This window comes from Pseudomonas sp. GW821-FHT03E01 (assembly GCF_059420765.1).
Genome location: NZ_JBWKUI010000005.1, coordinates 26,920 through 53,017, shown reverse-complemented (window position 1 = coordinate 53,017; position 26,098 = coordinate 26,920). Strand labels below are relative to the sequence as shown.

Sequence of the window (26,098 nt, the reverse complement as noted above, 5' to 3'; positions counted from 1 at the left end):
AAGCCTCGCTCCTACAGGGAACAGTGGTGGTTTAGATTTCGATGACTTCCATCTCGCGCAGCACCTCGGCCACGGCCGCCACCGCTGCGTGCATTTCGGCCTGGTTGACGTGGCCGATGCAGCCGACCCGGAAGGTTTCGACCTGGGTCAGTTTGCCGGGGTAGAGGATGAAACCCTTGGACTTGACCCGTTCGTAGAATTCCTTGAACTGATAGCGCGGGTCTTTCGGCGCATGGAAGGTAACGATGATCGGCGCCTGGATCGCCGCGGGCAGGAAGCTGCGCAGGCCGAGTTTGGCCATGTCATCGAGCAGCACCTGGCAGTTGTTGGCGTAGCGCTGATGCCGGGCGGGCAAGCCACCTTCTTCGTGGTATTGCAGCAAGGCTTCGTGCAGCGCCGCGACCACGTGGGTCGGCGGGGTGAAACGCCATTGACCGGTCTTGGCCATGTAGGTGTGCTGATCGAACAAGTCCATCGCCAGCGAGTGCGAGTTGCCGGCGGCGTTCGCTAGCGCTTCTTTGCGAGCGAAAACGAAGCCCATCCCCGGCACGCCCTCCAGGCATTTACCCGAGGCGGCGATCAGGGCGTCGAAAGGCACCTGTTGCGCATCGATCGGCAGGGCGCCAAACGAGCTCATGGCGTCGATGATCAGGCGTTTGCCGTGCTGCTCGATGACGTGGGCGATTTCTGCCAGTGGGTTGAGGATGCCGGTGCTGGTTTCGCAGTGAATCAAGGCGACGTGGGTGATGCTGGCGTCGGCCCGCAGCAAGCGGTCGACGTCGACGGCGGTGGTCGGCTCGTCTTCGGCGGTTTCGAAGGTGTTGAACGAACGGCCGAGCACTTCGCAGATCTTCGCCAGGCGTTTGCCGTAGGCGCCGTTGATCAGCACCAGGACTTTGCCGTCCCGGGGCACCAGCGTGCCGATCGCCGCTTCGACCGCGAACGTGCCGCTGCCTTGCAGGGGCACGCAGTGGTGGCTGTCGCCGGCGTTGATGATCACCAGCAATTTCTCGCACAGGCTGGCGGTCAATTGGTTGAAGCGGTCATCCCATGAACCCCAGTCGACCATCATCGCCTGACGGGTACGTTGCGATGTGGTCAATGGGCCGGGGGTGAGCAGGATGGGCTCGGCAGTACGCATTCTTGTGTCCTTGCAAAAGCTCGGTGGGATGAAACTACGGGGCATAAATTGCAATTCGGCGTGCTATCAATCAAATTGTTTGTTGTTATGCCAGCCATCAGTGAGAGTTATTCATGAATCTGTTCCAGCTGCGTGCCTTCGATGCCGTGGCCCGAGAGGGCAGCTTCACCCGCGCCGCCGAGCGCCTGTTTATCAGCCAACCAGCGGTCACCGGGCACATCAAGGCGCTGGAGGAGCACTACCAGATCACCTTGCTGCGCCGCACCGCGCGGCGGGTCGAGTTGACGGAAGAGGGCACCAGGCTCGCGGCGATCACCCGGGCAATGTTCGGCCTGGCCGAAGAAGCGCAGGCGATGCTGGAGGCCAACCGGCAGCTACTCACCGGGCGCCTGGAAGTGGCGGCGGATGGCCCGCACATGGTCATGCCGATGCTCGCCAGCCTGCGTGCGCGTTATCCGGGGATCACCGTGAACCTGCGGTTGGGCAATGCCCAGGAAACCCTCGCGGCGTTGCTGTCGGAGCATGCCGACGTGGCGGTGCTGACCGAAGTGGAGCCGCGCAAAGGGTTGCATCTGCAAGGGTTGAGCGAGTCGAGGATTTGCGCGTTGGTGCCCGCGGGCCATCCGTGGGCGCAGCAGTCGCAAGGGCTGCCGCTCAAGGCGTTGGATCAGGTGATCATGGTGCTGCGCGAGCCGAGTTCGATTACCCGGCGCACGTTCGACGAGGCGTGCGTTCAGGCCGGGGTCAATCCACGGGTGTTGCTGGAACTGGACAGTCGCGAGGCCGTGACCGAGGCAGTGGCCGCCGAGTTGGGCGTGGGCGTGGTGTCGTCGGTGGAAGTCAGCCACGACCCACGGGTGGCGGCGGTGCCGATCATTGGCGAGGGGCTGGTCAATCGGCACATGATCGGTTGTATGGAACGGCGGCGGGATTTGCGCTTGATACAGGCGTTTTTTGGGTTGGCGCCCGTCGGGTAGACCGCGGCGTGGCTATCGCGGGCAAGCCACGCTCCCACAGGTTTTGCGTCGTACACAAGGTTGGCGGCCAGCATAAATTCCTGTGGGAGCGGCCCGGTAAAATCACGGCATGGGATCCGAGCGGTTGATCAGCCAGCCGAGCAGCAGATGCGCATCGCGGCGTGGTTCGGGAGCGGGCCGGGAAGGCTGGAGGTGGCTCATGCCGGCACACAACACCGGTCGGTCCGGGTCGCTGTCGAGAAAACTGACCAACACTTCGGTGCCGGCCAAGGGCAGCCTGGACGGATCGATCCTACCGTCCGGTGCTGCGAGGGCGATCGGTAGCCAGAGCCCAACGGACTCATCCGCCTCGAACCCCGGTTTCGGCCACAAGCAGACCTGTATTCGGCCTTGCTCGTCGAGCGCTGCCGGCTGCCCGACGGGGCCCAGCACCCGGGCGGTCTGGTAGCCCGGGATGCTCGGCCTGACCTGTTTGAGCGCCGGCCTGAACACCGTTGACCAGGGAATGGCGGTGAAACGATTGCTGTAGCGCCCGGCAATGTCATGGTCGGGCTTGTCCTCGGCGAGAATCGACGGCTGCTGCCCCTGGTGCTGGATGTTGGTGAGCAGCCACTGATCGTTGAAGCTCGAGAGCGGGTGCTGCGCCACTTGTACGATTCGTCCGCTGCGCAGCTCGTTCAGGGTGCTTTGGCCGTGGATCTGCCGGTGCTGGCAACGCAGGCGTTCCAGCGAGCGGCGGCCCAGCTGTTCGCGATGAAGCTGTTCGGGCGCAGGTCTTGCCGTAACCGGGCCCGTTCCGGTGAGCGGGTGGTTGGCCGCGCCGTCGCCGATCACGTGCGCGCCGCGGTTTCTGGCATCCCATTGTGCCGGGGCGGGGTCCGGGTCATGGCGCTGGAACAGTTCGCTGATCGCCGGCAAGAGCGGGTCGTTGAACACGTCGGCATGGAACGGCATCAGCAGCGGTTCCTGCGGGAAACTCAGGCTGTCATCGGCCAGGACCAGCACGTGCCCGTCGTGCTGATGTTCGAAGTGGAAGTGGATGCCTTCTTCTTCACACAGCCGCTGCATGAAGGCCAGATCGCTCTCATCGTACTGAATGCAAAAGGGCCGCAGCGGGTAGTGGCCGCAGGTCAGGTCGAAGCGATAGCTGTGCTCGGGCAGCTGATGCTTTTCCAGCAACTGACGCATGATCGCCGGCACGCTGAGACGATGAAAAACCCGACGCGAGCTGTGCAACTGAAGTCGTTGCAGATGGGGCGCCAGCACCAGTGAGTAGCCGACCCGATACGGGCCGCGATGTTCGCGGCTGACGCTGTGGATCACGCCGTGAATGCCCTGATCAGCCGACAGCCTCAGGAACGCCGGCTGTTGCAGCAACCGATCCAGGTTCATCGCCGGCGCGAGGCCGATCACCTCGATGTCGAATCGATAGGGCTGGTTGAGGCCCTCGCGGCCATTGAACTGCAACACCTGCAAACTCAGACCGCTGTCGAGGAGTGTCAGGGTGTAGGGGCTTTCCTTGTCGTTGTGCATCGAGCGCGCTTCTGCCTTGGAGAACGGGCGCAGAGGGTACGAAACCATAGCCCTGAAGCGTCACCGCAAATCGACTTTTCAGAATCGCCCTACAAACGCTGGTGAAGATGTCGACCCGTCGTGGGCTGAAGATGTTGGAATTTTTTGGTCGATTGGCATCTTTAGGCCGTATAAACTTGCGCTACGCGTCGGCCAATAGATGTCTCGGCGCCACAGATCAAGAGAGTGAGTAATGGGCGCACAGTGGAAGGTTAAACACAAAGAAGCGGCAGCCAACGCCAAGGGCAAGATCTTCGGCAAACTGGTGAAGGAAATCACCATTGCTGCGCGCAACGGTGCCGATACCGCCACCAACGCACACCTGCGTCTGGTGGTCGAACAGGCGAAAAAAGCCTCGATGCCTCGCGAAACCCTGGAACGCGCGATCAAGAAAGGCTCCGGCCAGCTCGGCGAAACCGTGCAATACCATCGCGTGACGTATGAAGGGTTCGCACCGCATCAGGTGCCACTGATCGTTGAATGCGTGACTGACAACATCAACCGCACCGTCGCTGAAATCCGCGTGGCGTTCCGCAAGGGCCAGTTGGGCGCTTCCGGTTCGGTGGCCTGGGACTTCAACCACGTCGGCATGATCGAGGCATCCCCGGACAGCCCTGACGCCGATCCGGAAATGGCCGCGATCGAAGCCGGCGCCCAGGATTTCGAGCCGGGCGAAGACGGCGCGACGCTGTTCCTGACCGACCCTGCGGACCTGGATGCGGTACAGAAAGCGCTGCCGGAGCAAGGCTTCACCGTGTTGTCGGCCAAGTTGGGTTATCAGCCGAAGAACCCGGTGAGCGGCTTGAGCGACGAGCAGATGGCAGAAGTCGAAGCGTTCCTCGAAGGCCTCGATAACCACGATGACGTGCAGGACATGTTTGTCGGGTTGGCGGGTTAAGCGGTTCTGACCGTTGTGATTTAACCTGTGGCGAGGGCTTGCTTGTGGCGAGGGGGCTTGCCCCCGTTGGGTTGCGAAGCGACCCCAAAAGCGACGGCTGCTGCGCAACCGAACGGGGGCAAGCCCCCTCGCCACAGTTCTATCTTTGCGGGTCAGGATCCATTCAACTCCCGCACCACCTCACTGAACCCCGGCCGCGCCAACACATCCGGCTGACAGCAGCGCTGCTGTAAATCCTCTAACGCGACCCGCTGTTCAGCGCTCAACCCTGAGTCGATCCGCTCCAGCAATTCTCCCAGCAAAATCCCGAACGCCCGTACCTCGATCCGTTGCAGCGCGCGGCTTTCAAGGCTGTCCGAGGTGGCATGGAAAGATGCCGCACCAAAATCCCCCAACAGACAATCGCCATGCTCGTTCCACAGAATGTTGTGGCCATAGAGGTCGCCGTGGGTGATGCCTTGACGGTGCAGGTGTTCGGCCACCGAGGCGATGCCACTGGCGATGCGCATTGCCACGCCGGCGCTGAACCGGGTGTCGTCGGCATAGATGTCGCGGGAGCAGGACGCCAGGCTCGGCAGGCTGGCCAGGTTGCGGTAGCTCGGATCGATCAGTTGCATCACCAGCCCGGCTTGCGCCTGTGGGTGCCCGACGATCCGCCCTTCGACCCGGATCAGGTTAGGGTGGATGCCGGCGGTGATGCAGGCGTTCATTTCGTGCAACGGCGAGCCGTCGCTGGTCATCTCGCCTTTGTAGAGTTTTACCGCGACCTGTTTTGTCTGCTCCCACAGCGCCTGATGAATGACCCCCGACGCGCCTTCGCCGAGTTTCTGCTCCAGGCTCAGCTCGGACCAGGGAATGCTCGTCGTGGCTTCAAGTGCGGCCGCATCGGCTTCGGTTTCCAATGGGTTACCGGCGTACGCCAGCCAGGTCAGGCCCGGCAGGGTCAGCAGCCATTCGGGAAGCTCGGTGAGCTGATTGGCGGCAATGCGGATCAGTTCAAGTCGATGACAGTGGCTCAGGCTCTCGGGCAAACGCTGTAAGCGGTTACCGGCGAGCATGAGTTTTTGCAGGTACGGGCGCTCGCCCAGTTCGGTTGGCAGATCCGTGATGCGGTTGTCGGTCAGGATCAGCCAGCGCAACAGCGGCGGCAGGGCGGCGGCCGGCACGTGTTCGATGGCGTTGGCCTTGAAACCGATCATTGTCAGCGCCGTACACTGGCCGAGGCAGGCGGGCAGTTCGGTGAACTGATTGTCCGAGCAGAACAGCACGCGCAAACGGGTCAGGCGGTGCAGATCGTCCGGCAGGCTGCGCAAGGCGTTGCCGCTGAGGTTGAGCACTTCCAGCGAGTCCGCCAGGTCGAAGATTTCCCGGGGGAATTCGGTCAGGCCACAGACCAGGTCCAGGCGGGTGATACCCGACAGTTGGCCGGCGCGCAGTTGTGCGAGGGTGTGCATAGGCAGGTTCGCTATTGATCTGAAGGAAGGCGCTGGGGCCTGGAAATGGGCGACATGATAGCGGGAAAGTGCTGGTGGCTGTCAGGCGAGTTCCCTGACTTCCAGTAACTGCCCCAGCCGGCTGCGCGTGCGCGCCAGGTCGATGGCATCGCCATCCAGGCATTCGCGCAATGACTGGTGGCCGAGCAGAATCAGGTGTTTGTCCTGGTCGTACAACACGTCGATCAGGTTGATGAAGCGTTGCTGGGCGGCGATTGAACAGCCGGCGAGGCTGGGCAGTTTGTCGATGATCCAGCGGTCGAAGCGCCGGCACAGTTCCAGGTAGTCCATGACGGCGGTGGGGTGTTCGCACAAGTCGGCGAAGGTGAAGCCAATGGTTCGCCCTTCGCAGTATCGGGCTTGAAGGTGTCGTGTCCCGACGGGCAGCCGAATGGGCGGTGCGTCGTGTTCGAGCAGGTGCAGCGCCTGACGCTGGCTCACCGTGGCCGGCCAGACGTACTGGCCCTGGGTAAACAGCTGCTGCGCACGGGGTCGCGCCTGACTGCGGTAATCATGGGGGCCGCCGACTTCCATCACCTGCATGCGCGTGTTGATCAGGTCGATCACCGGTTTGAAACGGGCATGGTAAAGCGGGTTGGGCAGTAAACCTTCCGGCGGGTAGTTTGAGGTCACCAGCAGCAGAATCCCCCGGCGAAACAGCGCCTTGAACAACCGCGTGATGAGCATCGCATCGCCGATGTCATGCACGTGGAATTCATCGAAACACAGCACCCGGCAGTCTTGCAGCAGTTCGTCGAGGGTGGTTGCCAGCGCATCGGGCTGATCGCGATGGCTGAACATGCCCTGGTGCAACTGCGCAAAAAACTCATGGAAGTGCAGGCGCTGTTTTGCCGTGACGGGGATGGCCTGGAAAAAACCGTCGAGCAGCCAGCTCTTGCCGCGCCCGACCGCACCATGGAGGTAAAGTCCGGGGAGTGGCGTCGATGACCCCGGCAGCGCCGACGCGTGCTGCGCCATGCAGTCGATCACGCGCAACTGGCTGTGGCTGAGGGTGTAGCCCTGAACACGGGCCTTGTGGCGGAAGTAGTCGTGGATCACCCGGCCTTGCGCACTGCCACTGGATGGCGCCGCGAATGCCTTGCCGAAAAAACGGCGTAGCGCGGACCAGCGTGGTGTGAGTTGCGGACGGTTGGGCGGTCGTACGGCCAATGTGATGTCACCCCGTAATCTTCAGGCCGGCTCCCCCTGAGCCGCAGCGGCGTAGTTTAACCAAGTGGGTAATTTCCCTTCCACTGCTGCCGACCAAGCTTTTGTGTCGAGAAGGCTTTTGTGGCGAGGGAGCTTGCTCCCGTTGGGCTGCGAAGCGGCCCCAAAAAAGGAACTGCTGCGCAGTTCAACGGGAGCAAGCTCCCTCGCCACAGGCAAGCTCCCGTGCCACAAAAGCCCTCTCACCTGATCTTCGAGGTTAGCGCTCGATACTGCGATTCCATCGGTCATTCCACGTCGGACGCTGTTCGTTGACCTGATCCCAATCGATGGCAATCGCCGTTTCCAGATAGTGTTTCATTGCCTCGACCTGACCGCGAGTCTTGTCGGTGGTTGGCGTATTCGGGTTCGACGGAATCTGATCGCCGTCTTCAAGCGCCGCAGCCTGTGCGGCAGGCGTCAGCAAGAAGGCCGCGAGTTTCTGCGCCAGTTCCGGCTGGGTGTTGTTGGCGATGGCGCATTCGGCCACGTTGAGCACCACCGAGCCTTCCTTCGGCTGCGCATATTCCACCGGCATGCCCTTGAGTTTCAGCGCGGTGACCTGGGTCGGGGTCAGCGGGAACAGCGCCGCTTCATCGGTCTGGAGCATTTCGGAGATTTTCGCCGAGCTCGGAATGTACTCCAGCACGTTGCGCCCGACGGTGTTCGGCCAGGCCTTGAACCCCGGTTCGACGTTGGTTTCGCTGCCGCCCTGAATCCGGTTGAACATCAGGAAACCGTGCAGGCCGAAGGTCGAGGAGGCCATCGACTGGAACACCAGTTTGTCCTTGAAGCGCGGATCGGCCATGTCCATCCAGGAGGTCGGCGCGTTCCAGCCCTTTTCCTTGAACAGCCGCGTGTTGTACGCCAACCCGGTAACGCCGAGGCTGACCGCCACCGCTTGGTCCTTGATGCGGCCCTTGGGCGGAATCTGCGCCAGGGTCGGGCTGTCTTCGAGTTTGTCGCACAAGCCCATGGCGATGGCGCGGTACATGATGCCGTCGTCGAGGAACATTACATGCAATTGCGGGTTGCCTTTGCTGGCCTGGACCTTGGCCAGAATATCAGCCGATGTCCCCGGCACGATCACCACTTTGACGTTGTTGGCTTTCTCGAAAGCCGGCAGCACCTTGTCGGCGTAGAGCCGCTCCATGGTCCCGCCGTTCATGCCCAGGTAAAGCGTCGGTTCGGCGTGGGCCTGAGTGACCGTGAGCAGGGCGCTCATGCAGGACAAACCGAGCAGTGCAGTGCGTTTGAGGTTATTCATTGGCGCGACCTTCCTCTATCAAGCTACGGAGATGGAGTGAAACCGGGTGATGGAAAACGCATCCAGCGGCGTCTTTGACGCGCCGCTACAGATGATCTCGGTGAGCGCCTGGCCCACCGCAGGCCCGATCTGAAAGCCCGCGCCGGCAAAGCCGAATGCGTGCAACAGACCGGGTTGCATGCTGCTGTGACCGATCACCGGTTGACGATCGGGCAGATAACCTTCGGTGCCGCTCCAGGTACGAATCGCCTGGGCGCCTTCAAGAAACGGGTAGAGCTCGACGGCCTGACGCAGGATCTCGATCACCGCGCTCTGGCCAGGTCGGACGCGGGCACCATCAAGGGCAAAGCCCTGGCCGCCGCCCAACACACAATTGCCCCGCGCGACCTGACGGGCATAGATGCCGCCGCCTTCGACGCCGGTGCTGGCATTCATCACCAGCGGCAACGGCTCGGTGACCAGCATCGCCGGGTGCCCGGCGTGCATCGGCACCGCTTCACCGAATTGCGCGGCAAGGTTGCCGGCCCAGGCGCCGGCGCAGTTCAGCAGCCAGGGGGCGCGCAGTTCGAGGCCGGATTGAGTGCTGACGCGAAAGCGCTGACCATTGTGTTCCACCGCCGTGACTGCGCATTGCTCATGCACCTGCGCGCCATGCCGACGTGCCGCTTGGGCAAACGCCGGAGACACCAGGCGCGGGTTGGCGTGGCCATCGTCCGGGCACAGCGAAGCACCGACCGCGACGTCTCCGACCCACGGAAAACGTGCGCGCAACTCATCGCGATCAAACAGCTGCAAATCAAGGCCGAACCCCTGGCTGCTGGCGGCGTAATCCTGCAAGGCATGCAGATCGTTGAGGCTGCGGGCGAGTTTCAGGTGACCGCTGCGCTGGTACTCACCGTCGATGCCGATCAGTTGTGGCAGCTGCCCCCAGATCTCATGAGCTCGTTGCGACAACGGCAATTGCGACAGCGGCCGACCCTGACGACGCACGCCGCCATAGTTCACACCGCTGGAATGCGAACCGCAAAAATCTCGTTCCAGCAGCGCTACGCGTCGGCCAGCCTTGCTCAGAAACAGGGCGGCGGAGGCCCCGACAATGCCACCGCCAATGATGACCGCCTCGACTTCGATCATGGCTCGACCTCCAGACCGAACGGCAAGGGTTTGATCGGTGCCTGAGCCCGCAACCGACCGATGTCGGCTACTGAACGCTGACTTTCGCAGGCAATGATTTCCGCGGCGGCGGCCCCGCACATCCGGCCCTGACAGCGACCCATGCCGACCCGGCAGTGGGCCTTGACCCGGTTGATCTCCCAATGACCTTCGCGCACCACCTGGCGGATGTCGCCGGCGCGTACTTCTTCGCAGCGACAGATCATCAGGTCATCCGCAGCGTCGGTGGCCCAGCTTTCGGGGAAGGCAAAGGCACGCTCAAGACCCTGGCGGAATCTGCCGATTTCTTTCAGCGACTGTTCCAGCTGGGTGGCACGTTGCGGCGAGAGCAGGTAACCGCTGTCTTCGAGCAGCGCCAGGGCTGCCCGTTCGCCGGCCATTTCCGCCGCGTCGGCGCCCATGATGCCGGCGCCGTCACCCGCCAGGTACACCTCGGCGACACTGCTGCGCCCGGCACTGTCGCGCTGTGGCAGCCAGGCGCGGTTGAGCGGGTTCCAGGTGAATTCGCAGCCCAGCAGATCGGCGAGTTGGGTTTCGCTGCGCAGGCCATGGGCGAAGGCGACGGCGTCGCAGTCGATTCGATGTTGGCCTTTTGCGTTGCGCCAGTTCAGCGATTGCACACGCTGTTGGCCATCGATGCCTGACAGGCTGGCGCCCTGATGCACCGGGATGCCGTGGGCGGTCAGCCAGGTGCGGTAATAGAGGCCTTTGGCGAGGGTAGCCGGTTGCGACAACAGACCGGGCAGGGCGCGGGCCTGAGCGCTGAACGGCGAACTGTCGAGCACCGCGACCACGTTGGCACCGGCCTTGGCGTATTGATACGCCACCAGGTACAGCAACGGTCCGCTGCCGGCGAACACCACGCGTTCACCAATGGCACAGCCCTGAAACTTCAAGGCGATCTGCGCCGCGCCGAGGCTGTACACCCCCGGCAACGTCCAGCCCGGCACCGGCAGAATCCGGTCGGTGGCACCCGTGGCGACAATCACCCGGGAGAACGCCACGCGTATGGCGCGGCCCTCGTGCAAGGTGTCGAGCGCGTTGGCCTCGGCGTTCCATACCAGCGTGTCGGGGCGGTAATCGAGTTGTTTGCGCAGTGCGTCGATGGTTTGATGCAGCGCGTTGGCCTTGGGGGCTTCGAAGCCATACAACTTGACGGGCGAGCGCTTGAAGTTCATCGGCTGCCGCCGATAAATCTGCCCGCCACCGCGTGCGGCTTCGTCCAGCAGAACCGGGCGCACGCCATGCGCCACCAGCGTCTGCGCCGCACGAATCCCGGCGGGGCCGGCGCCGATGATCACCACCGCGTTCATACCGAGCGCCCCGGTTCGCGGCTGACCTGCTGGCCGGCTTCAAGCTGCGTCGAGCAGGCCCGCACCCGGCGGCCATCGCCCAGGCGTACCCAGCAGTCCTGGCAGGCTCCCATCAGGCAAAAGCCGGCGCGGGGTTCGGCGCTGAAGTCGCTGCCGCGCAGGTGTTCGCTGCAGGTCAGCACGGCGGTCAGCAGGGTGTCGCCGAGCAAGCCACTGGCAGGCACGCCGTCGAGGGTAAAGTCCAGGGCCGGGCGGTCGCCTTCGGCCAGTCGTTTCAGCAGAGCCATGGCGCCCTCATTGTTTACCCACCAGAACCCGATCCAGGCCGTAGACCCGATCGAGCAGAATCATCGTCAGCGCGGTCAGCGCGATCACCAGGGCCGACACCGCCGCCATCATCGGATCGATGGATTCGGTGGCGTACACGTACATGCGCACCGGCAAGGTTTGCGTGGCCGGCGAGGTGACGAAGATCGACAACGTGACCTCGTCAAAACTGTTGATGAACGCCAGCAGCCAGCCACCGGCGACCCCCGGCAGAATCATCGGCAAGGTGATTTGCCGGAACAGCGTGAAGCGTCCGGCACCCAAGGATTGCGCGGCGTGTTCGGCGCTGCGGTCCAGGCCGATGGCCGACGCCAATACCAGCCGCAACACATACGGTGTGATCACCAGCACATGGGCGAAGATCAGCCAGGCGAAGCTGCCGTTGACGCCCATCAGCGCGAACAGGCGTAGCAACGCCACCCCCAGCACCAGGTGTGGAATGATGATCGGCGACAGGAACAGGGCGTTGAAGAAGTCCCGTCCGGGGAACTCGAAGCGGGTGATCGCCAGCGCCGCCGGCACCGCAATCAGCGTCGCCAGACTGGCCGCGCTGAAGGCCAGGATCAGGCTGTTGTAGAACGCATCGACAAAGTCCGCACGTTCGAACACGGCGCGGAACCAGCGCAGGGAGAAATCCGTGGTCGGCAGGCTCAGGGTGTTTTCCGGGGTGAAGGCGACGAGGCACACCACCACCAGCGGCGCGAGCATGAACAGCACCACCAGGGCATGGAACAGCAGGGCGAAAGGACCGTTTCTGGACATGACGAATTATCCCAATGACTTCTTGTAGCGGCCTTCGATCATCCGGTTCCACGACAGCATGATCAGCAGGTTGAGCAACAGCAGGGCCACGGCAATCGCGGCGCCCATCGGCCAGTTCAGCTCCGACAGGTACTGGTCGTAGATCAGCGTGGCGACCATCTTCAGCCGGCGTCCGCCGAGCAGGCCGGGAATGGCGAAGGAACTGGCCGCGAGGCCGAACACGATCAAGGTGCCGGAGAGCACGCCGGGCATGACCTGCGGCAACACCACTTTGCGTATCACCGTGAAGTGGCTGGCGCCCAGTGACAGCGCAGCCTGCTCGGCGGCCGGGTCGAGTTTTTGCAGCGAGGTCCAGACTGGAATGATCATGAACGGCAGCATCACGTGGACCAGCGCGATCACCACCGCGAACGGCGTGTAGAGCAGCTTCATCGGCGAGCCACCGAAGGCTTGCAAGGTCTGGTTGACCAGCCCGTCGGCGCCCAGCAACAGGCTCCAGCCGAACGCCCGCACCACCACCGAAATCAGCAGCGGCGTGAGGATCAGAATCAGGAAAATCGAACGCCACGGTGCGCCCATGCGACTGAGGATGTAGGCCTCGGGCACGCCGATCAGTACGCAGAGCAGGGTGGTCAGGGCGCTGATCCACATCGTGCGCAGAAAGATCTCGTAGAAGTACGGATCGCCCAGCAGGCTGCTGTAATGGGCGAAGGTGTAGGCGTCGCTGTTGATCCCCGAGCTGTAGTCGAAGACGTTCAACGACAACACCAGCGTCAGCAGCAGCGGGATCGCCAGCAGGCCGACGTACAACGCCAGGGCCGGCGCCGACAACACATACCCTTGGCGTCCCTGACGGATGGCGGCGAGCGTATTCATGCCGACACCTCGTCGACACTCAGCACCCGCAGCAGTGCCGCGTCCCAGTCGAGGCCGACCGCCGTGCCTTCGGCCAGTGGCGCCGAGCCGTCGTTGCGACGCACCACGCAGAGTTCGCCCAGGGTTGTCGTTACGCCGTACAACCATTGGCTGCCGAGGAAGAAGCGGCTGGCGATCTTGCCTTGCAGACGACCATGGCCTTTTTCCCGCAGATCGATTTTTTCCGGGCGCAGGCTTAGCGTCAGTTCGCCGTTGCCGGTGTTGCACACCTGAACCACACCGGCGCCGTCCCGCTCACCGGGCAGCAGATTGGCTTTGCCGACGAACCCGGAAATGAACTCGGTGCGCGGGTGTTCGTAGAGGGTGTAAGGGGCGTCGATCTGGGTGATGCGCCCGGCCTGCATCACCACCACCCGATCGCTGATCGACAGCGCTTCGGACTGGTCGTGGGTGACCATCAGCGTGGTGATCCCGACTTCACGCTGGATGCGGCGGATTTCGAACTGCATCTCTTCGCGCAAATTGGCGTCGAGGTTGGACAGCGGTTCGTCGAGCAGCAACACCGGCGGCTCGATCACCAACGCCCGGGCCAGTGCAACACGCTGGCGCTGGCCGCCGGAAAGCTCTCGCGGGTAACGCTCGGCGTGCTGGTGCAGGCGAACCAGTTTCAGCACTCGGTCCACCCGTTGCTGCAACTCACCGTTGGGCACTTTGCGCATGCGCAGGCCGAAGGCGACGTTGTCTTGCACGGTCATGTGCGGGAACAGCGCGTAACTCTGGAATACCACGCCCAGGCCACGGCTGGCGGGTTTGGCGTGGGTGATGTCGCGACCGTCCAGCACAATGCGTCCGCTGCTGACTTCGACGAAGCCGGCGATCATTTGCAGGGTGGTGGTTTTGCCGCAGCCGGAGGGGCCGAGCAGTGAGACGAACTCGCCTTTTTCCACCGACAGGTTGGTGGCGACGACTGCGTCGATCTCGCCATATCGTTTGCCGAGGTTTTCAAGCTGCACAAAGGCCATGACTGCGCTCCACCTGAGATTGTTATGCGTCGCCAACGGCGCGCTTTTTTGTATGGGCAGATACGAAAAGATGTTGCGGGGGGTGTTGGCGCTCGACATGTGTCGGCTGCCGTTGTTGTTCGAATCGCCCCTGTATGGACGCAGAGTAGGACGAAGAATAGGATGGGCTCAATAACCTATTTCACTGAAGCGATGACTATTTTCAGTTTTATTCAGTGAGTAAATTTATTGATGAGAAATCAAATGTCAGATTCCACTGATCGGAATGAAAACAAAAATGAAGTCGGTGTCGGTGCGGTCTCAAGACTGTTTGCGGTGCTGCGCAGCCTGGGTGACACCGTCGAGGGCGGCGAACGCGTGACGCAACTGGCGCAGCGCATCGGCTTGTCGCAACCGACTACCCACCGCTTGCTGCGCAGCTTGATGGACGAGGGCATGGTCGAACAGGACGCCCGCAGCAAACGCTATCGCCTGAGCCTGGAGTTTTTTGCCTTGGCGGCCCGCGCCGGCAATACCAACAACCTGCGAGAACTGGCGCGGCCGGCATTGCTGCGGTTATCGGCATCGCTGGGCGATTCGCTGTTTTTGCTGGCGCGCAGTGGCTTTGATGCGATCTGTCTGGACCGCAGTGAAGGGCCGTTTCCGATCCGCACATTTACCGGTGACATCGGCGGGCGGGTGGCGCTCGGCGTGGGTCAGGGCAGCCTGGCGATTCTGGCATTCCTGCCGCAAGAGGAACGCGACACGGTGATTCACTACAACTTGCCGCGGCTCAAGGATTTTCACCTGTATGACGAAGTGTTCCTGCGCTCGGAAGTCGAGAATGTGCGCGCGCTCGGGTACGCCGGGCGCAACACCGGCGTGTTGCAGGGCATGGCCGGCGTGGCCGTGCCGATCCTCGATCGCGACGGCCGGGCGGTGGCGGCGTTGAGCGTAGCCACGATCAGTGATCGCCTGGGGCCGGATCGTTTGCCGACCGTGGTGGAAATGCTCAAGCGCGAAGCGGCGTTGATCGGGCCGCGGATCAACCCGTTCGACCCGCTGTTGCGCAGGCCTTCGCAGGTGTTTGGGCAGGGGTGACCACAACCCGGATCAGAACTTCAGTGTCTGCTTGAGTATCTGCGCCGCCGGTGTGTCACTCGGGCTGACCATCGCGTAGTTGTACCCGGCATCCGACCAATACTCGGCCTGCAGTTCGCCGTCGCTGCGGCTGCCGCGGGGCAGGAGGAAGTTTTTCGGTCCCGGCGGACGGACGTAAAAGCTGACTTTGTGGCCGCCCTGATCTTCGTAGACCACCATCGCTGCCGGCCCTTGTTCGGTACTGAGCAAACGGCCGCTGACCGGTTTGTAGCCTGCTCCCGCCAAGTTCGGCAGGCGATGGGCCTGGCTGAAATAGCGGTCGAGCCAACCCTGCATGTCGCCATCGTCGCTGACTTGGTAATCCGCCGGCAGCATGCCTTGCTGGGCAATCAGTCGGTAGGCCTGCATCGCATCGGCCATCGGCAGTGGGGGGCTGACCAGAGTCATCTCCCGCGCGTGCCAACCGCCCAATCCGCCGACGCTGACCGCAATCAACAACATCGCGGCACTGGCCAGATGACGGCGGGACTGGCGTTTGAGGCGCTGGCGAATCAGCGCCGGGTCAAGTTGCGGGTTGGCCGGTTGCTGCAAGGCGCCGCTCAGGGCTGCGCGCAATTGTTGGGCGTCTTGCTGCCAGGCGCGTACTTGTGCGGCCACTTCGGCGTTGCCGGCCAGATAAATTTCCACTTGATGTCGGTCGGCATCGCTGAGTTGGTGATCGACGTAGGCGTGCAGGTCACGCTCGTTGGGAGGCAGGCTGATCATTTGAGTCTCCGCAGGGAAGGGCGGGTGATTTCGCCGTCGCTGAGCTGGCGCAAGGCCTGACGCGCGCGGGACAGGCGTGACATCACGGTGCCGATGGGGACGTCGAGAATCTCGGCGACCTCCTTGTAACTCAAGCCTTCCACCGATACCCAGAGCAGCAGCGCGCGCTGTTCGGTGTTGAGCTGATCGAAGGCTTGCAGGGTCGACTGGGCGATTACCGTGCGTTCTACCGAAGGCTGCGCATCGTCGCGCCCGGTAAAGAATTCGAGCATCCGCGCATACCGCCGGGAGCGGCGGTGGGCGTCGAGAAACTGCCGATAAAGAATCGAAAACAGCCAGGCCCGCAGGTCGCCCTCCGGACGTTTAGCGCTCCAATTCGACAGCGCTCGTTCCAGGCTTGCCTGCACCAGATCGTCGGCACTGCTGGGGTTGCGCGTCAGCGACACGGCGAAGCGTCGCAGCCTGGGAATGATTTCACGCAATTGTCCGTCGATGTTGTTCATGGAAAAGGCGTGTTCTCTGGCTGTGATGAATGGCACTGACAAGAAGGACGCCGGCTACCGTGGTTTATTCCTTCGTCGGGGAAAACTATTACTTATTTGTGTAGGAGATTTCTGAGGGGTTTGTAATCCATGTAATGGCATCGAACTTCGCGGCTCAACCCATGCAGCAAGCTCAGGCAGTCAGCCCAGCCTCTCACCAGGCTGCGCAGAACCACCCGTGCTTGAACGTAAATATTGAGCCTGAAGAGAATTTTTAACATGCAAGAGTGCAAAATTTCCCTTGAGTCGGCATCGATGTGTTCGCTGCTTCCGGACAACAACACCCATGACGTGTGGCCGCAGTTCGGTCGTGGGCCGACGGTTGAGCCTGAGTATCTTCTGATCCATCACGCCATCGAGGCGCAAGCCGCCGCCAGACCTCAGGACATTGCCGCCCATTGTGAGGGCGAAGCCATCACCTACGGTGAACTGAACCGGCAGGCCAACCGACTGGCCACGCTGTTGCGTCAGCAGGGCGTCGCCCCGGGCGATCACGTGGCCTTGTTTGTGGAGCGTTCGATCCCGATGCTGGTGGGAATGTTGGCCGCATTGAAAGTGGGTGCTGCCTACATCCCTCAGCACGTAGGGATTACTCCCACCGCGCAATTGCGCCACATCATGGACGTGGCCTCGACGCGGGTGGTGCTGACACTGTCGAGCCTCGAGTCGCGAATTCCCCTGACGTCGCAGCAACACTGCATTTGCCTCGATGAGTTCATGGCGGTTGCGTCAACACCCGCTGATGACCTGAATGTGGCCTGTTCGCTTTCATCGACCCCGGACCGGTTGTGTTTCGTGCTGTTTACCTCCGGCACCACCGGCCTGCCCAATGGGGTTCGGGTGACCCACCGCAATGTGTGCAATATTTTGCTGACAGCCCCTGGCAATCTCGGCATGCGGCCTGGGCTCAAGGTCGGACAGATACTTAACATCGCCTTTGACATGGCGGCCTGGGAAATACTCGGGTGCCTGGCTCATGGTGCGACCTTGATGATCCGTGGCAAGGACATCGCCCAGACGGCCGAACAATGCGACGTGCTGATCGCTACACCTTCGATACTCGGCACACTCGATCCATTGCGTTGTCAGCAAGTCAAGGTCGTGGCCCTTGCCGGGGAGCCTTGCCCTCAGCCCCTGGCTGATCGCTGGTCCTCGTTCTGCACTTTTTACAATGCCTGCGGCCCGACCGAAACCACGATCGTCAACACCATGCAGCATTACAGGGGCGCAGGTGCATTGACGATCGGCAAACCCACGCCCAACAACACGGTGTACGTGCTGGATGAGGCGGGCCAGCTCTGTCAGGCGGGTGAGCAAGGTGAGATGTGGGCTGGCGGCGACTGTGTGACCGCCGGTTATTTGAGTAACCCGACGCTGACCGCCGAACGCTATCGGCCCGATCCGTTTCTGGGGCAGGGCCGGATGATGTTTCGCACACGTGATCTGGGGCGCTGGACAGTGAACGGCGAACTTGAACACCTGGGACGTGTCGATGATCAGGTCAAGGTCAGAGGGTTTCGGGTGGAGCTCGACTCTGTTTCTGCGGCTCTGGAGTCATCTGATCGCTGCGAGCGGGCGGTCACGTTGAAACTCGACAGTCGCCATCTGGTGGCCTTCGTCTATCCCGTTACCACGGACATCGATGATGCAAGACGGCGCTGTGAAGAGCGGCTTGCCTACTATTGCGTCCCTTCGCTGATCCTCGCCGTGGAGCACATTCCGCTGACCTCACGCGGCAAGGTCGACAAACGCTTGCTGCTGGAGTGGGCGATGACGCACCAGGCCGACGCGACGACCCGGCAAGGGGTGAGCGCATGAAGGGGGGCAATTCGGATACCGCACTGCCGGTCAAGCGCGTGCTGTGGCGGCGATTGGGGACGTTGCCGATATTTTCTCATTACAACCGCCTCGTAGCGCTGGTGCTTGCACTCAATATCGCGGCACTGGCGCATGGGTTGACCGCCGGGCAATGGTGGACATCCACGGGGATAGTCCTTGAGGCGCTGTCGGGATTGGTGGTGGCGAATCTGTCGCTGGCGATTTTGATTCGCCAGCAATACATCATCAATCTGCTGTTCTGGCTGGCAACCCGGGCGCCCACTTCCTGGCCGCTTGCGATACGCCGATCACTGGCCAAGGTTTACCACTTCGGCGGCTTGCACAGTGGCGGGGCGCTGGCGGCGATTGGCTGGTTCGCGGTGTTGAGCGGCTCTTTGGCCTGGCATTGGACTGAAAGTTTGGGCGGCGTTTCTCTGGCGCTGCTCGGGGTGAGCGCCGGGTTGCTGGGGATCTTGCTGCTGGTGGCCGTCATGGCTCATCCGCGGATTCGCGGGCGTTTTCACAACGGCTTCGAGCGAATGCACCGCTTTGGTGGGTGGACCGCACTTGCCCTGTTCTGGGTATGGAGCGTTCTGTTTACCCGGGACCAGAACCCGCAGGCCTTCGTGAGCGAGGCGCTGTCGACGTCGGTGGCATTCTGGATGCTGATTGTGCTGACGTTCAGCATCGCCTTGCCATGGTTTCGTCTGCGCAAAGTGCCGGTGCAACTGATCAGGCCTTCTTCTCATGCGGTAATAGCCCGTTTTGGCCATGTCACGCCGTTTGCCGGCTCCTCCAACGCTATCAGTCTCAACCCGCTGATGGAGTGGCATTCCTTTGCCAATATTCCCGCACCGGGTGAAGCGGGTTTTCGCCTGATCATTTCCCGGGCAGGTGATTGGACCGGCGAGTTCATCGAGCAAATGCCGACGCATGTCTGGGTCAAAGGCATTACCACCGCTGGCGTGGCGCACATCGAAACCCTGTTCAAATCGGTGGTGTACATCGCCACGGGCAGCGGCATCGGCCCGGTGTTGCCCCATTTGTTGGCCAGGCAAGTACCGATACGGCTGGTCTGGTCGACCCGCAGCCCGCGAAAAACCTACGGTGACGAACTGGTGGAAGAGATCCTGCGGGCCAATCCTGATGCCTTGATCTGGGACACCGATGTGCTCGGCAAGCCAGACCTTGTGCAACTGGCTTATGACGCGGTTCGCTCGTTCGGTGCCGAGGCGGTGATCTGCATTTCGAACCAGACGCTCACCCAGCGAGTGGTTGAGGAAATGGAGGGGCGGGGCATTCCGGCGTATGGCGCAATCTGGGATTCCTGAAGTGTGCCAAGAGCGTTTTTTCATTCAAACATTTCACATCTATTTAATGAGATCACCATGCACACATTGATCGAACGTCATGATCGAGTCGTATTGATTCGTCTTAATCGGCCGCAGGCCAAGAATGCTTTGAGTTCGGCCTTGATGCGCGAACTGCTGGACACCTTGCAACGGCTGGATCGCGACCCCGGAGTCGGCTGTTTCGTGATCACCGGGACAGCGGATTTTTTTGCGGCGGGTGCCGACATCAAGGAGATGTACGGAAAATCTTACCTGGACATGGTCCATGAGGATTATTTCGCCGATTGGGAAGCCTTTGCCGCGTTGCGTACGCCCAAGCTGGCCGCTGTTGCCGGTTATGCATACGGTGGCGGCTGTGAGTTGGCCATGATGTGCGATCTGATCTTTGCTGCCGATAACGCTCGTTTTGGCCAACCGGAAATCAGGTTGGGGGTGATGCCTGGAATGGGCGGGACCCAACGTCTCACGCGCCTGATCGGCAAGTCGAAGGCCATGGACATGATTTTGACCGGACGCTCGATGTCGGCCGAAGAGGCCGAGCGGGCAGGATTGGTGTCGCGGGTCATCGTTGCCAGCGATCTGCTGGAGCAATCCTTGGCCGCAGCGCAGATCATTGCCGGTTTCGCCAAAACCGCCACACTGGCTGCGCGAGAAGCAGTGGACCGGGCACTGGAGTCAGGATTGCGCGATGGCCTTCTTTTCGAGCGAAGAGTGTTTCATGGTTTGTTTGCCACGGGGGGGCAACAGGAAGGTATGCAGGCTTTTTTGCAGAAGCGTGAGCCGAGTTTTAACCCGGTTTGACCAACCTTGAGGATTCGTCGCTGGCGGTGCTTTGAAAGAAACTACAGTTCAGGGGGAATAATCCTACGTGACGTTCGTCTCATAGCTCTTTCCCCCTGTGGCCTATGGCCCCGGAGACTTTCATGGTTGATCGCTCATCTACAACAGGGCCGTCTCGGCCGCCCCTGAGCACCGCGAGCCTGACGTTGCGCCTGACCGGCATTGCCGTGGTGGTCGCCGCGCTGGCCGGGGCTTTTGCCTACGTCAACGGCACACTCGACCCACAGCGCCTGACGCCGAAAGCGTTGATCAATGTGCTGGAGAAAAACAACGGCGTGCACCCGGGGTTCCGTCGTAACCACGCCAAAGGGGTGTGCGTTATCGGGCATTTCGAGAGTAGCGGCCAGGTGCGCGAGTATTCCAGCGCCCAAGTGTTCAATGAAGCGCGGACCCCGGTGGTCGGGCGTTTCGCGCTGCCTGCCGGCAACCCTTACGCACCGGACAACAGCGTGCCGATCCGCAGCCTGGCGTTGCGCTTTACCCAGGCCAACGGTCAGCAGTGGCGCACCGGGATGAACAGCATGCCGGTGTTCCCGGTGGGCACGCCCGAGGCGTTCTATCAGCTGCAACAGGCGCAGTCACCGGACCCGGCCACCGGCAAACCGAATCCTGCGGCAGTGCCGGCGTTCTTCGGTTCTCACCCGGAAGCCGCGCCTTTTCTTGCCTGGATCAAGACTGCCAAACCTTCTGCCAGTTATGCGACCGAGACGTATAACAGCGTCAATGCGTTTTACCTGGTGAACGCAGCGGGGCAGCGGCAAGCGGTGCGTTGGAGCATGACCCCGGTTGCTCAGGATGCGGCGGGCGCGACGGCACCGGAGGGCGCTGACTTTCTGGAGAAGGATCTGGTTCAGCGTTTGTCCGCCGGACCGCTGCGTTGGCAGTTGAACATCACCCTGGCGAACCCGGGGGACCCGGTCAACGACGCGAGCAAGGCCTGGCCCGGCGACCGAAAAGTTGTGAACGCCGGCACTCTGGTGCTCGAAAGCACCCAGCCACAACTCAATGGCGAGTGCCGTGACATCAACTACGACCCACTGGTATTGCCCAGCGGTATCGAAGGCTCCGACGACCCGCTGCTCGCCGCTCGTTCAGCGGGCTATGCCAATTCCTATCTGCGTCGCACCAGCGAAGTGAATCAGTTGCCCAACGCCAAGCAGGAGGCTCATCAATGAGCGCTCAACCGAACCATTTCGCTCCCCTGGCGCGGCTGCTGCATTGGCTGATGGCGCTGATGATCATCGCGATGCTGTTCATCGGCGCCGGCATGGTGGCCTCGGTGTCCGAGCGTCACGAGTGGCTGATCCACCTGCACAAACCGTTGGGCATCGCCATTCTGCTGTTGGTGGTCGTGCGTCTGGCCGTGCGTTTTTCGACCCGGCAACCACCGCTGCCGGCGGACTTGCCGGGTTGGCAAGTGCTCGCGGCGAAGGCTTCGCATGTCTTGCTGTACGCCTTGATGCTGATTTTGCCGCTGCTGGGCTGGGCGATGATTTCGGCGGCTGGCGATCCGGTGATGCTCAGCAGCTCGTTGCAACTGCCGTCGATCCTGCCGGCGAATGCGCAGGTGTTTGCATTCCTGCGCAAGGCACATAGGTATCTGGCGTATCTACTGTTCCTGACCGTGCTGCTGCACCTGGCGGCGGCGTTGTTTCACGGTTGGGTGCGCCGCGATGAGGTGCTGGACAGCATGTTGCGGGGCAGGGACCGTGGGTGAGTTGGGCGACTGCCGATAACTGTGGCGAGGGGGCTTGCCCCTGTTGGGCTGCAACGCAGCCCCAAATGCGGTTGGTCAGACGCTCCTGCGTCTGATCGATTTACGCCTGCTGCGCAGCCGATCGGGAGCAAGCTCCCTCGCCACAGGTGTTGGGTGTTTTGGTGGCCAGCGTCAGCCACCAATAGATCAACGCTACGGCGCTGATGCCCGCACCCAGCCAGCACACCGCGATCCAGCCGCCCCAGGCATACATCGCCGTCGAACCGATAGAGCCCAAGGCGCTGCCGATCGAATAGAACAGCATGTAGCCGGCGGTGAGTCGGCTTTGCGCTTCGGGGCGCACGCTGTAGATCATGCTCTGGCTGGTGACATGGACGGCCTGCAAACCCAGATCCAGCGTAATCACCCCGAGCAGCAGCGCCCACAGCGAGGATTGAGTGAGGGCGATGGGCAGCCATGAGGCGAGCATCAGCAACAACGACAGTCCGCTGGTCCATTGACCCAGGCCACGATCGGCCAGATGCCCGGCGCGAGCAGCGGCCAGTGCGCCGGCAGCCCCGGCCAGCCCGAACAGTCCGATTTCGGTGTGGGACAGTGAAAGCGGCGGGGCGCTCAACGGCAATACCAAAGGGGTCCACAGCACCATGGCACTGGCGAACGTCAGCAGGGCAAGGATGGCCCGTTGACGCAACACCGGTTCTTCCTTGAACAACGTGAAGACTGAGCCGATCAACGCGCCGTAAGCGCTATCCGGTCGCGCGTCTTCGTGCCTGGGCAGCACACGAAACAACAGCAGCGCCATCACCAGGGTCAACCCGGCGGACAGCAGATAAATCGAACGCCAACCAGCCAGGTCGGCCATGCCGCCGGCCACCGTTCGTGCCAATAGAATGCCGACGACAATGCCGCTGGTGATCACGCCTACCACACGTCCACGTTGCGCCGGGATGGCCAGCGTCGCGGCGTAGGCCACCAGGACTTGCGTAACGACCGCCAGTAACCCGGTCAGCGCCATGCCGAGCAACAGCCAGGTGCTGCTCGGGGCTAACGCAATCATCAACAAGGCCAGTGCCGACAGCAGGGTTTGCAAGACGATCAATCGGCGGCGGTTGAGCAGATCCCCCAGAGGGACCAGCAACAACAGGCCCACGCCATAACCGATCTGAGTGAGGGTGATGATGATACCGATGGTTGCCGGGTCCATGGCGAAGGCTTCGGCCATGGCATCGAGCAATGGTTGTGCGTAATACACATTGCCGACGGCCAGGCCGCAGGCGACGGCAAACAGCAGCACCACGGCGCCGCTTAACGGGTGGTCAGGTTTCATCACAGGCTTCCTTGTGTGGTTGCAATATAAAACCAGTTGTACGGTAAGGATTCTGGTTTTATATTGCAACCACATTGGTTGCCGGCGGACGCGGTCATGGTTAAACGTACAAGCATGGAAGGCGCCGAATGCCCGGTCGCTCGTTCACTGGATGCGATTGGGGATTGGTGGTCGCTATTGATCGTGCGCGATGCGTTCGATGGCCTGCGACGCTTCGGTGAGTTCCAGCGCAATCTCGGCATGGCCAAGAACATTCTTTCGGCACGCCTGCGCACATTGGTGGCCCACGGGATTTTCGATCTGGTGCCGGCGTCGGATGGCAGCGCGTATCAGGAATATGTGCTGACGGAGAAGGGCCAGGGCTTGTTCCCGTTAATCATCGGGTTGCGGCAGTGGGGCGAGGCGTTTTTCTATGAGGCGGGGGAGGCGCATTCGCAGGTTGTCGATCGTGAGAACGGTCGACCGGTGCGGCCGCTGGAATTGCGCGCCGAGGATGGGCGGCTGTTGGGGCCCCAGGATTGTGTGCGGATCCCGGCTGAGTAAAACATCAAAAAATCGCCGCCTTGCAGGAGCTGCGAAGGCTGCGATCTTTTGTCCAAGGGTGATCAGCGCAAGGTATCGACCATGTCGGCAATGGTCGTCAGCACATCCTTGCCCAACTGCTTCGAGCGCTTACCAGACCAGCCGGTCAGCGCATTCGGCGCGTCGTTGTTGTCCTTGAAGGGCATTTCAATGGTAAAGGACAGGCAGTCGAACTTCTGACCGACGCTGTTGCAGGCCAGGGTCATGTTGGCTTTGCCCGGTTCGTCGCGGGTGTAGCCGTGTTTGGTCTGAAAGTCCTTGGTCAGGTGCTTCAGATGGCTGCGGAAGCGCTCTTCGAGTTTTTCGATCCGCGGTGTATAGCCGGGGTTGCCTTCGCAACCGGCGGTGAACACGTAGGGAATTTCTTCATCGCCATGGATGTCGAGGAACAGGTCGACGCCGTATTTTTCCATTTGCTGCTGAACGAACAGCACTTCCGGGCTGATTTCCTGGCTGGCGTTCTGCCAGGCGCGATTCAGGTCCTGGCCCATGGCATTGGTGCGCAAATGACCGTGGAAGGCGCCGTCCGGGTTCATGTTCGGCACCAGGTACAGGTCGGCGCTGGCCAGGAGCTTATTCAGCACCGGGTCGTCGTGTTTTTCCAGGCGTTCGATCACGCCTTCCATGAACCATTCGGCCATGTGTTCGCCGGGGTGTTGCTGGGCGATGATCCAGACCTTTCGCTGACCTTCGGCGCCAGTCCCTTTGCGCAACAGCTGGATGTCACGACCCTCAACGCTCTTGCCGGTGGCCAACAGTTCGGTGCCGGCCTTGGTCAGTGCCTGTTCGATCAGCCAATCGTGACGGCCACGGCTGTAGGGTTCGAAGTAGGCGAACCAGGCATGGGTGGCAGTGGCTTCAAGGCTGAAACGCAGGCAGTCGCCTTCGAAGATGGTCGGCACCCGGAACCAGTTGACGTGGTCGTAGGACGCCACCGCCTGATAACCATCCCAGGCCTTGTTGTATGAGGATTTGCTGGCGTTGTTCAGACGAAACCAATGCTCCTGACCCACATGCAGGCCGCTGGCCTTGAAATGGAACCACTGGAAATGCTGGCTGCGAGTGTCTGGCCTGATGGCCAGCAATGCTTGCAGAGGATTGCTGATGTCCAGCACATCAATGTTGCCGCTGTCGAAGTTAGCGCTGATGTCGAAAGAAGATTTAGCCCCGGCCATAATCATTTCCTGAATACGATTTTTATGGCTGCTACTTTACACGCAAGAGGGGGAGAAACCGGGGGGAAATTACGGGGGGGTAAAAGGGGGGCGTCCTCCTTGACGCCGATGCAGCTTAGAGACTGCGCAATTGATTCTCAAGTGCTATTTTTCGTTAGTTTGGCCCAGTGCTGCCGGGCTTCTCTTGGCAGTAGATATTCTTTTGATATCATCCGCGCCAATCGAATTTTGCAGCACCTACAGACTTCATTAGCCTGAAGCCAAAGCCAGCCTGACTGGCAAAAAAAAGACCCGGCAAAAAGCCGGGTCAAAAACCGTGATTAGCCTGATGAGGAGATAGTCCAGGAGTCCGACCTAAGGTCTCTTGGACTATCGACTGATCTCGCGACCAGTTGATGCAATAATAATCATTATCATTTGCAAGTCAAATGTTTCTACCTGCGCGATTGGAAAAATTTTCCTGTCCTCCTCCAATGCGCTCCCGCCTCAATTGTTCTGATTGCCCTCCAGGGCCCGTTCGACCATCGCCTTGGCCATGTCGATCATGTGCACCGTCGAAAACGCCAGATCCCGGCTTGCGCCCTGCAGTTGGTTGGCTGACTCATGCGCGGTGGCGACGGCACACCGCAGCAGATCCGAAGCATGGACCAGCGCCTCTTCGCTGCTGATGTTACGGTTCACATCAAAGAAACGTTCTTCGCTGGCTACTTCTGACACAGCTGGTTTCAAGTAATAGTCCAGTGCGCGCTGCGCCGCGGCAGAGCCTTTTGGCGAGGTGAGGCTGGTGTCGATTTGCATATCGGGCAAGGTATTGCTGGGGATGGTCATGACGATGGCGAGCTCCGTGAGAAATTCAAATCCGTGAGCCCAGCT

General features: G+C 61.5%; 25 protein-coding genes. 9 read left to right on the top strand and 16 right to left on the bottom strand.

Going from position 1 to position 26,098, the window contains the following annotated elements:
- Window positions 1-31 precede the first annotated feature (31 nt).
- Window positions 32-1,141: a 2-aminoethylphosphonate--pyruvate transaminase gene (locus tag AC07VO_RS09965; protein WP_086945065.1), complete on the bottom strand. Its 1,110-nt coding sequence runs from the start codon at window positions 1,139-1,141 to the stop codon at window positions 32-34.
- A 113-nt stretch (window positions 1,142-1,254) separates the two neighbouring features.
- Between AC07VO_RS09965 and AC07VO_RS09960 the strand changes: the two genes are divergently transcribed.
- Window positions 1,255-2,118, top strand: coding sequence for a LysR substrate-binding domain-containing protein (locus AC07VO_RS09960; RefSeq protein ID WP_018925434.1), 864 nt, complete (start codon window positions 1,255-1,257; stop codon window positions 2,116-2,118).
- Window positions 2,119-2,220: 102 nt separating this feature from the next.
- Here AC07VO_RS09960 and AC07VO_RS09955 read toward each other — a convergent pair whose 3' ends face one another.
- Window positions 2,221-3,651, bottom strand: a complete 1,431-nt coding sequence (locus tag AC07VO_RS09955) for a type VI secretion system Vgr family protein (RefSeq protein WP_086945064.1) — start codon at window positions 3,649-3,651, stop codon at window positions 2,221-2,223.
- 232 nt (window positions 3,652-3,883) lie between these two features.
- Here AC07VO_RS09955 and AC07VO_RS09950 point away from each other — a divergent pair, with 232 nt between their 5' ends.
- Window positions 3,884-4,588, top strand: coding sequence for a YebC/PmpR family DNA-binding transcriptional regulator (locus tag AC07VO_RS09950; RefSeq protein WP_007940960.1), 705 nt, complete (start codon window positions 3,884-3,886; stop codon window positions 4,586-4,588).
- 152 nt (window positions 4,589-4,740) lie between these two features.
- Here AC07VO_RS09950 and AC07VO_RS09945 read toward each other — a convergent pair whose 3' ends face one another.
- From AC07VO_RS09945 to AC07VO_RS09905, 9 genes are all read right to left on the bottom strand, one after another.
- A complete protein-coding gene (locus AC07VO_RS09945) occupies window positions 4,741-6,042 on the bottom strand; it encodes a leucine-rich repeat-containing protein kinase family protein (RefSeq protein WP_086945063.1) in 1,302 nt (433 codons plus the stop codon).
- Between the two features lie 81 nt (window positions 6,043-6,123).
- Window positions 6,124-7,251, bottom strand: coding sequence for a cell division protein ZapE (zapE, locus tag AC07VO_RS09940; protein WP_086945062.1), 1,128 nt, complete (start codon window positions 7,249-7,251; stop codon window positions 6,124-6,126).
- A gap of 256 nt (window positions 7,252-7,507) precedes the next feature.
- Window positions 7,508-8,554: an ABC transporter substrate-binding protein gene (locus AC07VO_RS09935; protein ID WP_018925438.1), complete on the bottom strand. Its 1,047-nt coding sequence runs from the start codon at window positions 8,552-8,554 to the stop codon at window positions 7,508-7,510.
- Window positions 8,555-8,572: 18 nt separating this feature from the next.
- Window positions 8,573-9,688, bottom strand: coding sequence for an NAD(P)/FAD-dependent oxidoreductase (locus AC07VO_RS09930; RefSeq protein WP_086945061.1), 1,116 nt, complete (start codon window positions 9,686-9,688; stop codon window positions 8,573-8,575).
- Entirely contained in the window at window positions 9,685-11,040 is a 1,356-nt protein-coding gene (locus tag AC07VO_RS09925; RefSeq protein WP_310393896.1) for an FAD/NAD(P)-dependent oxidoreductase, read from the bottom strand. The genes AC07VO_RS09930 and AC07VO_RS09925 overlap by 4 nt, the downstream gene beginning before the upstream one ends.
- On the bottom strand, window positions 11,037-11,327 hold the full coding sequence (locus AC07VO_RS09920; protein WP_018925441.1) for a (2Fe-2S)-binding protein: 291 nt from the start codon (window positions 11,325-11,327) through the stop codon (window positions 11,037-11,039). The genes AC07VO_RS09925 and AC07VO_RS09920 overlap by 4 nt, the downstream gene beginning before the upstream one ends.
- 7 nt (window positions 11,328-11,334) lie before the next feature.
- Window positions 11,335-12,129, bottom strand: coding sequence for an ABC transporter permease (locus AC07VO_RS09915; protein WP_019580025.1), 795 nt, complete (start codon window positions 12,127-12,129; stop codon window positions 11,335-11,337).
- Between the two features lie 6 nt (window positions 12,130-12,135).
- Window positions 12,136-13,005, bottom strand: a complete 870-nt coding sequence (locus AC07VO_RS09910; protein WP_086945059.1) for an ABC transporter permease — start codon at window positions 13,003-13,005, stop codon at window positions 12,136-12,138.
- Window positions 13,002-14,027, bottom strand: coding sequence for an ABC transporter ATP-binding protein (locus tag AC07VO_RS09905; protein WP_064618870.1), 1,026 nt, complete (start codon window positions 14,025-14,027; stop codon window positions 13,002-13,004). The genes AC07VO_RS09910 and AC07VO_RS09905 overlap by 4 nt, the downstream gene beginning before the upstream one ends.
- 243 nt (window positions 14,028-14,270) lie before the next feature.
- On the opposite strand from AC07VO_RS09905, the gene AC07VO_RS09900 reads away from it, so the two are divergent.
- Window positions 14,271-15,107 carry an IclR family transcriptional regulator gene (locus AC07VO_RS09900; RefSeq protein ID WP_018925445.1) on the top strand — a complete coding sequence of 279 codons (837 nt, stop codon included), beginning with the start codon at window positions 14,271-14,273 and terminating at the stop codon, window positions 15,105-15,107.
- 12 nt (window positions 15,108-15,119) lie between these two features.
- On the opposite strand, the gene AC07VO_RS09895 is transcribed toward AC07VO_RS09900, so the two are convergent.
- The gene (locus AC07VO_RS09895; protein WP_064618867.1) at window positions 15,120-15,872 is read right to left on the bottom strand and encodes an anti-sigma factor family protein; all 753 of its coding nucleotides are present in this window, start codon (window positions 15,870-15,872) and stop codon (window positions 15,120-15,122) included.
- On the bottom strand, window positions 15,869-16,375 hold the full coding sequence (locus AC07VO_RS09890) for an RNA polymerase sigma factor (RefSeq protein ID WP_086945058.1): 507 nt from the start codon (window positions 16,373-16,375) through the stop codon (window positions 15,869-15,871). The genes AC07VO_RS09895 and AC07VO_RS09890 overlap by 4 nt, the downstream gene beginning before the upstream one ends.
- Window positions 16,376-16,669: 294 nt before the next feature.
- Here AC07VO_RS09890 and AC07VO_RS09885 point away from each other — a divergent pair, with 294 nt between their 5' ends.
- The 5 genes from AC07VO_RS09885 to AC07VO_RS09865 all read left to right on the top strand — a co-directional run bounded on the left by AC07VO_RS09885 (window position 16,670) and on the right by AC07VO_RS09865 (window position 22,141).
- A complete protein-coding gene (locus AC07VO_RS09885) occupies window positions 16,670-18,232 on the top strand; it encodes an amino acid adenylation domain-containing protein (protein ID WP_086945057.1) in 1,563 nt (520 codons plus the stop codon).
- Window positions 18,229-19,563, top strand: a complete 1,335-nt coding sequence (locus tag AC07VO_RS09880; protein ID WP_086945056.1) for a ferredoxin reductase domain-containing protein — start codon at window positions 18,229-18,231, stop codon at window positions 19,561-19,563. The genes AC07VO_RS09885 and AC07VO_RS09880 overlap by 4 nt, the downstream gene beginning before the upstream one ends.
- Window positions 19,564-19,620: 57 nt before the next feature.
- Window positions 19,621-20,385 (top strand): enoyl-CoA hydratase-related protein, encoded by a 765-nt coding sequence (locus AC07VO_RS09875; RefSeq protein WP_086945055.1) that lies wholly within the window; start codon window positions 19,621-19,623, stop codon window positions 20,383-20,385.
- A gap of 122 nt (window positions 20,386-20,507) precedes the next feature.
- Window positions 20,508-21,599, top strand: coding sequence for a catalase family peroxidase (locus AC07VO_RS09870; RefSeq protein WP_064618855.1), 1,092 nt, complete (start codon window positions 20,508-20,510; stop codon window positions 21,597-21,599).
- Window positions 21,596-22,141 (top strand): cytochrome b, encoded by a 546-nt coding sequence (locus tag AC07VO_RS09865; RefSeq protein WP_018925452.1) that lies wholly within the window; start codon window positions 21,596-21,598, stop codon window positions 22,139-22,141. Before AC07VO_RS09870 ends, AC07VO_RS09865 begins: the two co-directional genes overlap by 4 nt.
- A gap of 100 nt (window positions 22,142-22,241) precedes the next feature.
- Here AC07VO_RS09865 and AC07VO_RS09860 read toward each other — a convergent pair whose 3' ends face one another.
- Window positions 22,242-23,468, bottom strand: coding sequence for an MFS transporter (locus tag AC07VO_RS09860; protein ID WP_086945054.1), 1,227 nt, complete (start codon window positions 23,466-23,468; stop codon window positions 22,242-22,244).
- A 96-nt stretch (window positions 23,469-23,564) separates the two neighbouring features.
- On the opposite strand from AC07VO_RS09860, the gene AC07VO_RS09855 reads away from it, so the two are divergent.
- Window positions 23,565-24,011, top strand: coding sequence for a winged helix-turn-helix transcriptional regulator (locus AC07VO_RS09855; RefSeq protein WP_026286359.1), 447 nt, complete (start codon window positions 23,565-23,567; stop codon window positions 24,009-24,011).
- Window positions 24,012-24,073: 62 nt separating this feature from the next.
- Here the strand turns inward: AC07VO_RS09855 and AC07VO_RS09850 are convergent, their stop codons facing one another.
- Both AC07VO_RS09850 and AC07VO_RS09845 read right to left on the bottom strand, forming a co-directional pair.
- The gene (locus tag AC07VO_RS09850) at window positions 24,074-25,225 is read right to left on the bottom strand and encodes a M14 family metallopeptidase (protein ID WP_028941233.1); all 1,152 of its coding nucleotides are present in this window, start codon (window positions 25,223-25,225) and stop codon (window positions 24,074-24,076) included.
- Between the two features lie 486 nt (window positions 25,226-25,711).
- A complete protein-coding gene (locus AC07VO_RS09845) occupies window positions 25,712-26,053 on the bottom strand; it encodes a DUF6124 family protein (RefSeq protein ID WP_018925456.1) in 342 nt (113 codons plus the stop codon).
- Window positions 26,054-26,098 lie beyond the last annotated feature (45 nt).

Bases quoted from the DNA above. Each gene is read 5' to 3' on its own strand.
- AC07VO_RS09935 (WP_018925438.1), bottom strand. From the start codon at position 8,554: ATGAATAACCTCAAACGCACTGCACTGCTCGGTTTGTCCTGCATGAGC.
- AC07VO_RS09945 (WP_086945063.1), bottom strand. From the start codon at position 6,042: ATGCACACCCTCGCACAACTGCGCGCCGGCCAACTGTCGGGTATCACC.
- AC07VO_RS09960 (WP_018925434.1), top strand. From the start codon at position 1,255: ATGAATCTGTTCCAGCTGCGTGCCTTCGATGCCGTGGCCCGAGAGGGC.
- AC07VO_RS09855 (WP_026286359.1), top strand. From the start codon at position 23,565: ATGGTTAAACGTACAAGCATGGAAGGCGCCGAATGCCCGGTCGCTCGT.
- AC07VO_RS09905 (WP_064618870.1), bottom strand. From the start codon at position 14,027: ATGGCCTTTGTGCAGCTTGAAAACCTCGGCAAACGATATGGCGAGATC.
- AC07VO_RS09965 (WP_086945065.1), bottom strand. From the start codon at position 1,141: ATGCGTACTGCCGAGCCCATCCTGCTCACCCCCGGCCCATTGACCACA.
- AC07VO_RS09875 (WP_086945055.1), top strand. From the start codon at position 19,621: ATGCACACATTGATCGAACGTCATGATCGAGTCGTATTGATTCGTCTT.
- AC07VO_RS09920 (WP_018925441.1), bottom strand. From the start codon at position 11,327: ATGGCTCTGCTGAAACGACTGGCCGAAGGCGACCGCCCGGCCCTGGAC.
- AC07VO_RS09930 (WP_086945061.1), bottom strand. From the start codon at position 9,688: ATGATCGAAGTCGAGGCGGTCATCATTGGCGGTGGCATTGTCGGGGCC.
- AC07VO_RS09870 (WP_064618855.1), top strand. From the start codon at position 20,508: ATGGTTGATCGCTCATCTACAACAGGGCCGTCTCGGCCGCCCCTGAGC.
- AC07VO_RS09925 (WP_310393896.1), bottom strand. From the start codon at position 11,040: ATGAACGCGGTGGTGATCATCGGCGCCGGCCCCGCCGGGATTCGTGCG.
- AC07VO_RS09885 (WP_086945057.1), top strand. From the start codon at position 16,670: ATGTGTTCGCTGCTTCCGGACAACAACACCCATGACGTGTGGCCGCAG.
- AC07VO_RS09955 (WP_086945064.1), bottom strand. From the start codon at position 3,651: ATGCACAACGACAAGGAAAGCCCCTACACCCTGACACTCCTCGACAGC.
- AC07VO_RS09880 (WP_086945056.1), top strand. From the start codon at position 18,229: ATGAAGGGGGGCAATTCGGATACCGCACTGCCGGTCAAGCGCGTGCTG.
- AC07VO_RS09865 (WP_018925452.1), top strand. From the start codon at position 21,596: ATGAGCGCTCAACCGAACCATTTCGCTCCCCTGGCGCGGCTGCTGCAT.
- AC07VO_RS09845 (WP_018925456.1), bottom strand. From the start codon at position 26,053: ATGACCATCCCCAGCAATACCTTGCCCGATATGCAAATCGACACCAGC.
- AC07VO_RS09910 (WP_086945059.1), bottom strand. From the start codon at position 13,005: ATGAATACGCTCGCCGCCATCCGTCAGGGACGCCAAGGGTATGTGTTG.
- AC07VO_RS09850 (WP_028941233.1), bottom strand. From the start codon at position 25,225: ATGGCCGGGGCTAAATCTTCTTTCGACATCAGCGCTAACTTCGACAGC.
- AC07VO_RS09895 (WP_064618867.1), bottom strand. From the start codon at position 15,872: ATGATCAGCCTGCCTCCCAACGAGCGTGACCTGCACGCCTACGTCGAT.
- AC07VO_RS09860 (WP_086945054.1), bottom strand. From the start codon at position 23,468: ATGAAACCTGACCACCCGTTAAGCGGCGCCGTGGTGCTGCTGTTTGCC.
- AC07VO_RS09890 (WP_086945058.1), bottom strand. From the start codon at position 16,375: ATGAACAACATCGACGGACAATTGCGTGAAATCATTCCCAGGCTGCGA.
- AC07VO_RS09915 (WP_019580025.1), bottom strand. From the start codon at position 12,129: ATGTCCAGAAACGGTCCTTTCGCCCTGCTGTTCCATGCCCTGGTGGTG.
- AC07VO_RS09950 (WP_007940960.1), top strand. From the start codon at position 3,884: ATGGGCGCACAGTGGAAGGTTAAACACAAAGAAGCGGCAGCCAACGCC.
- AC07VO_RS09900 (WP_018925445.1), top strand. From the start codon at position 14,271: ATGTCAGATTCCACTGATCGGAATGAAAACAAAAATGAAGTCGGTGTC.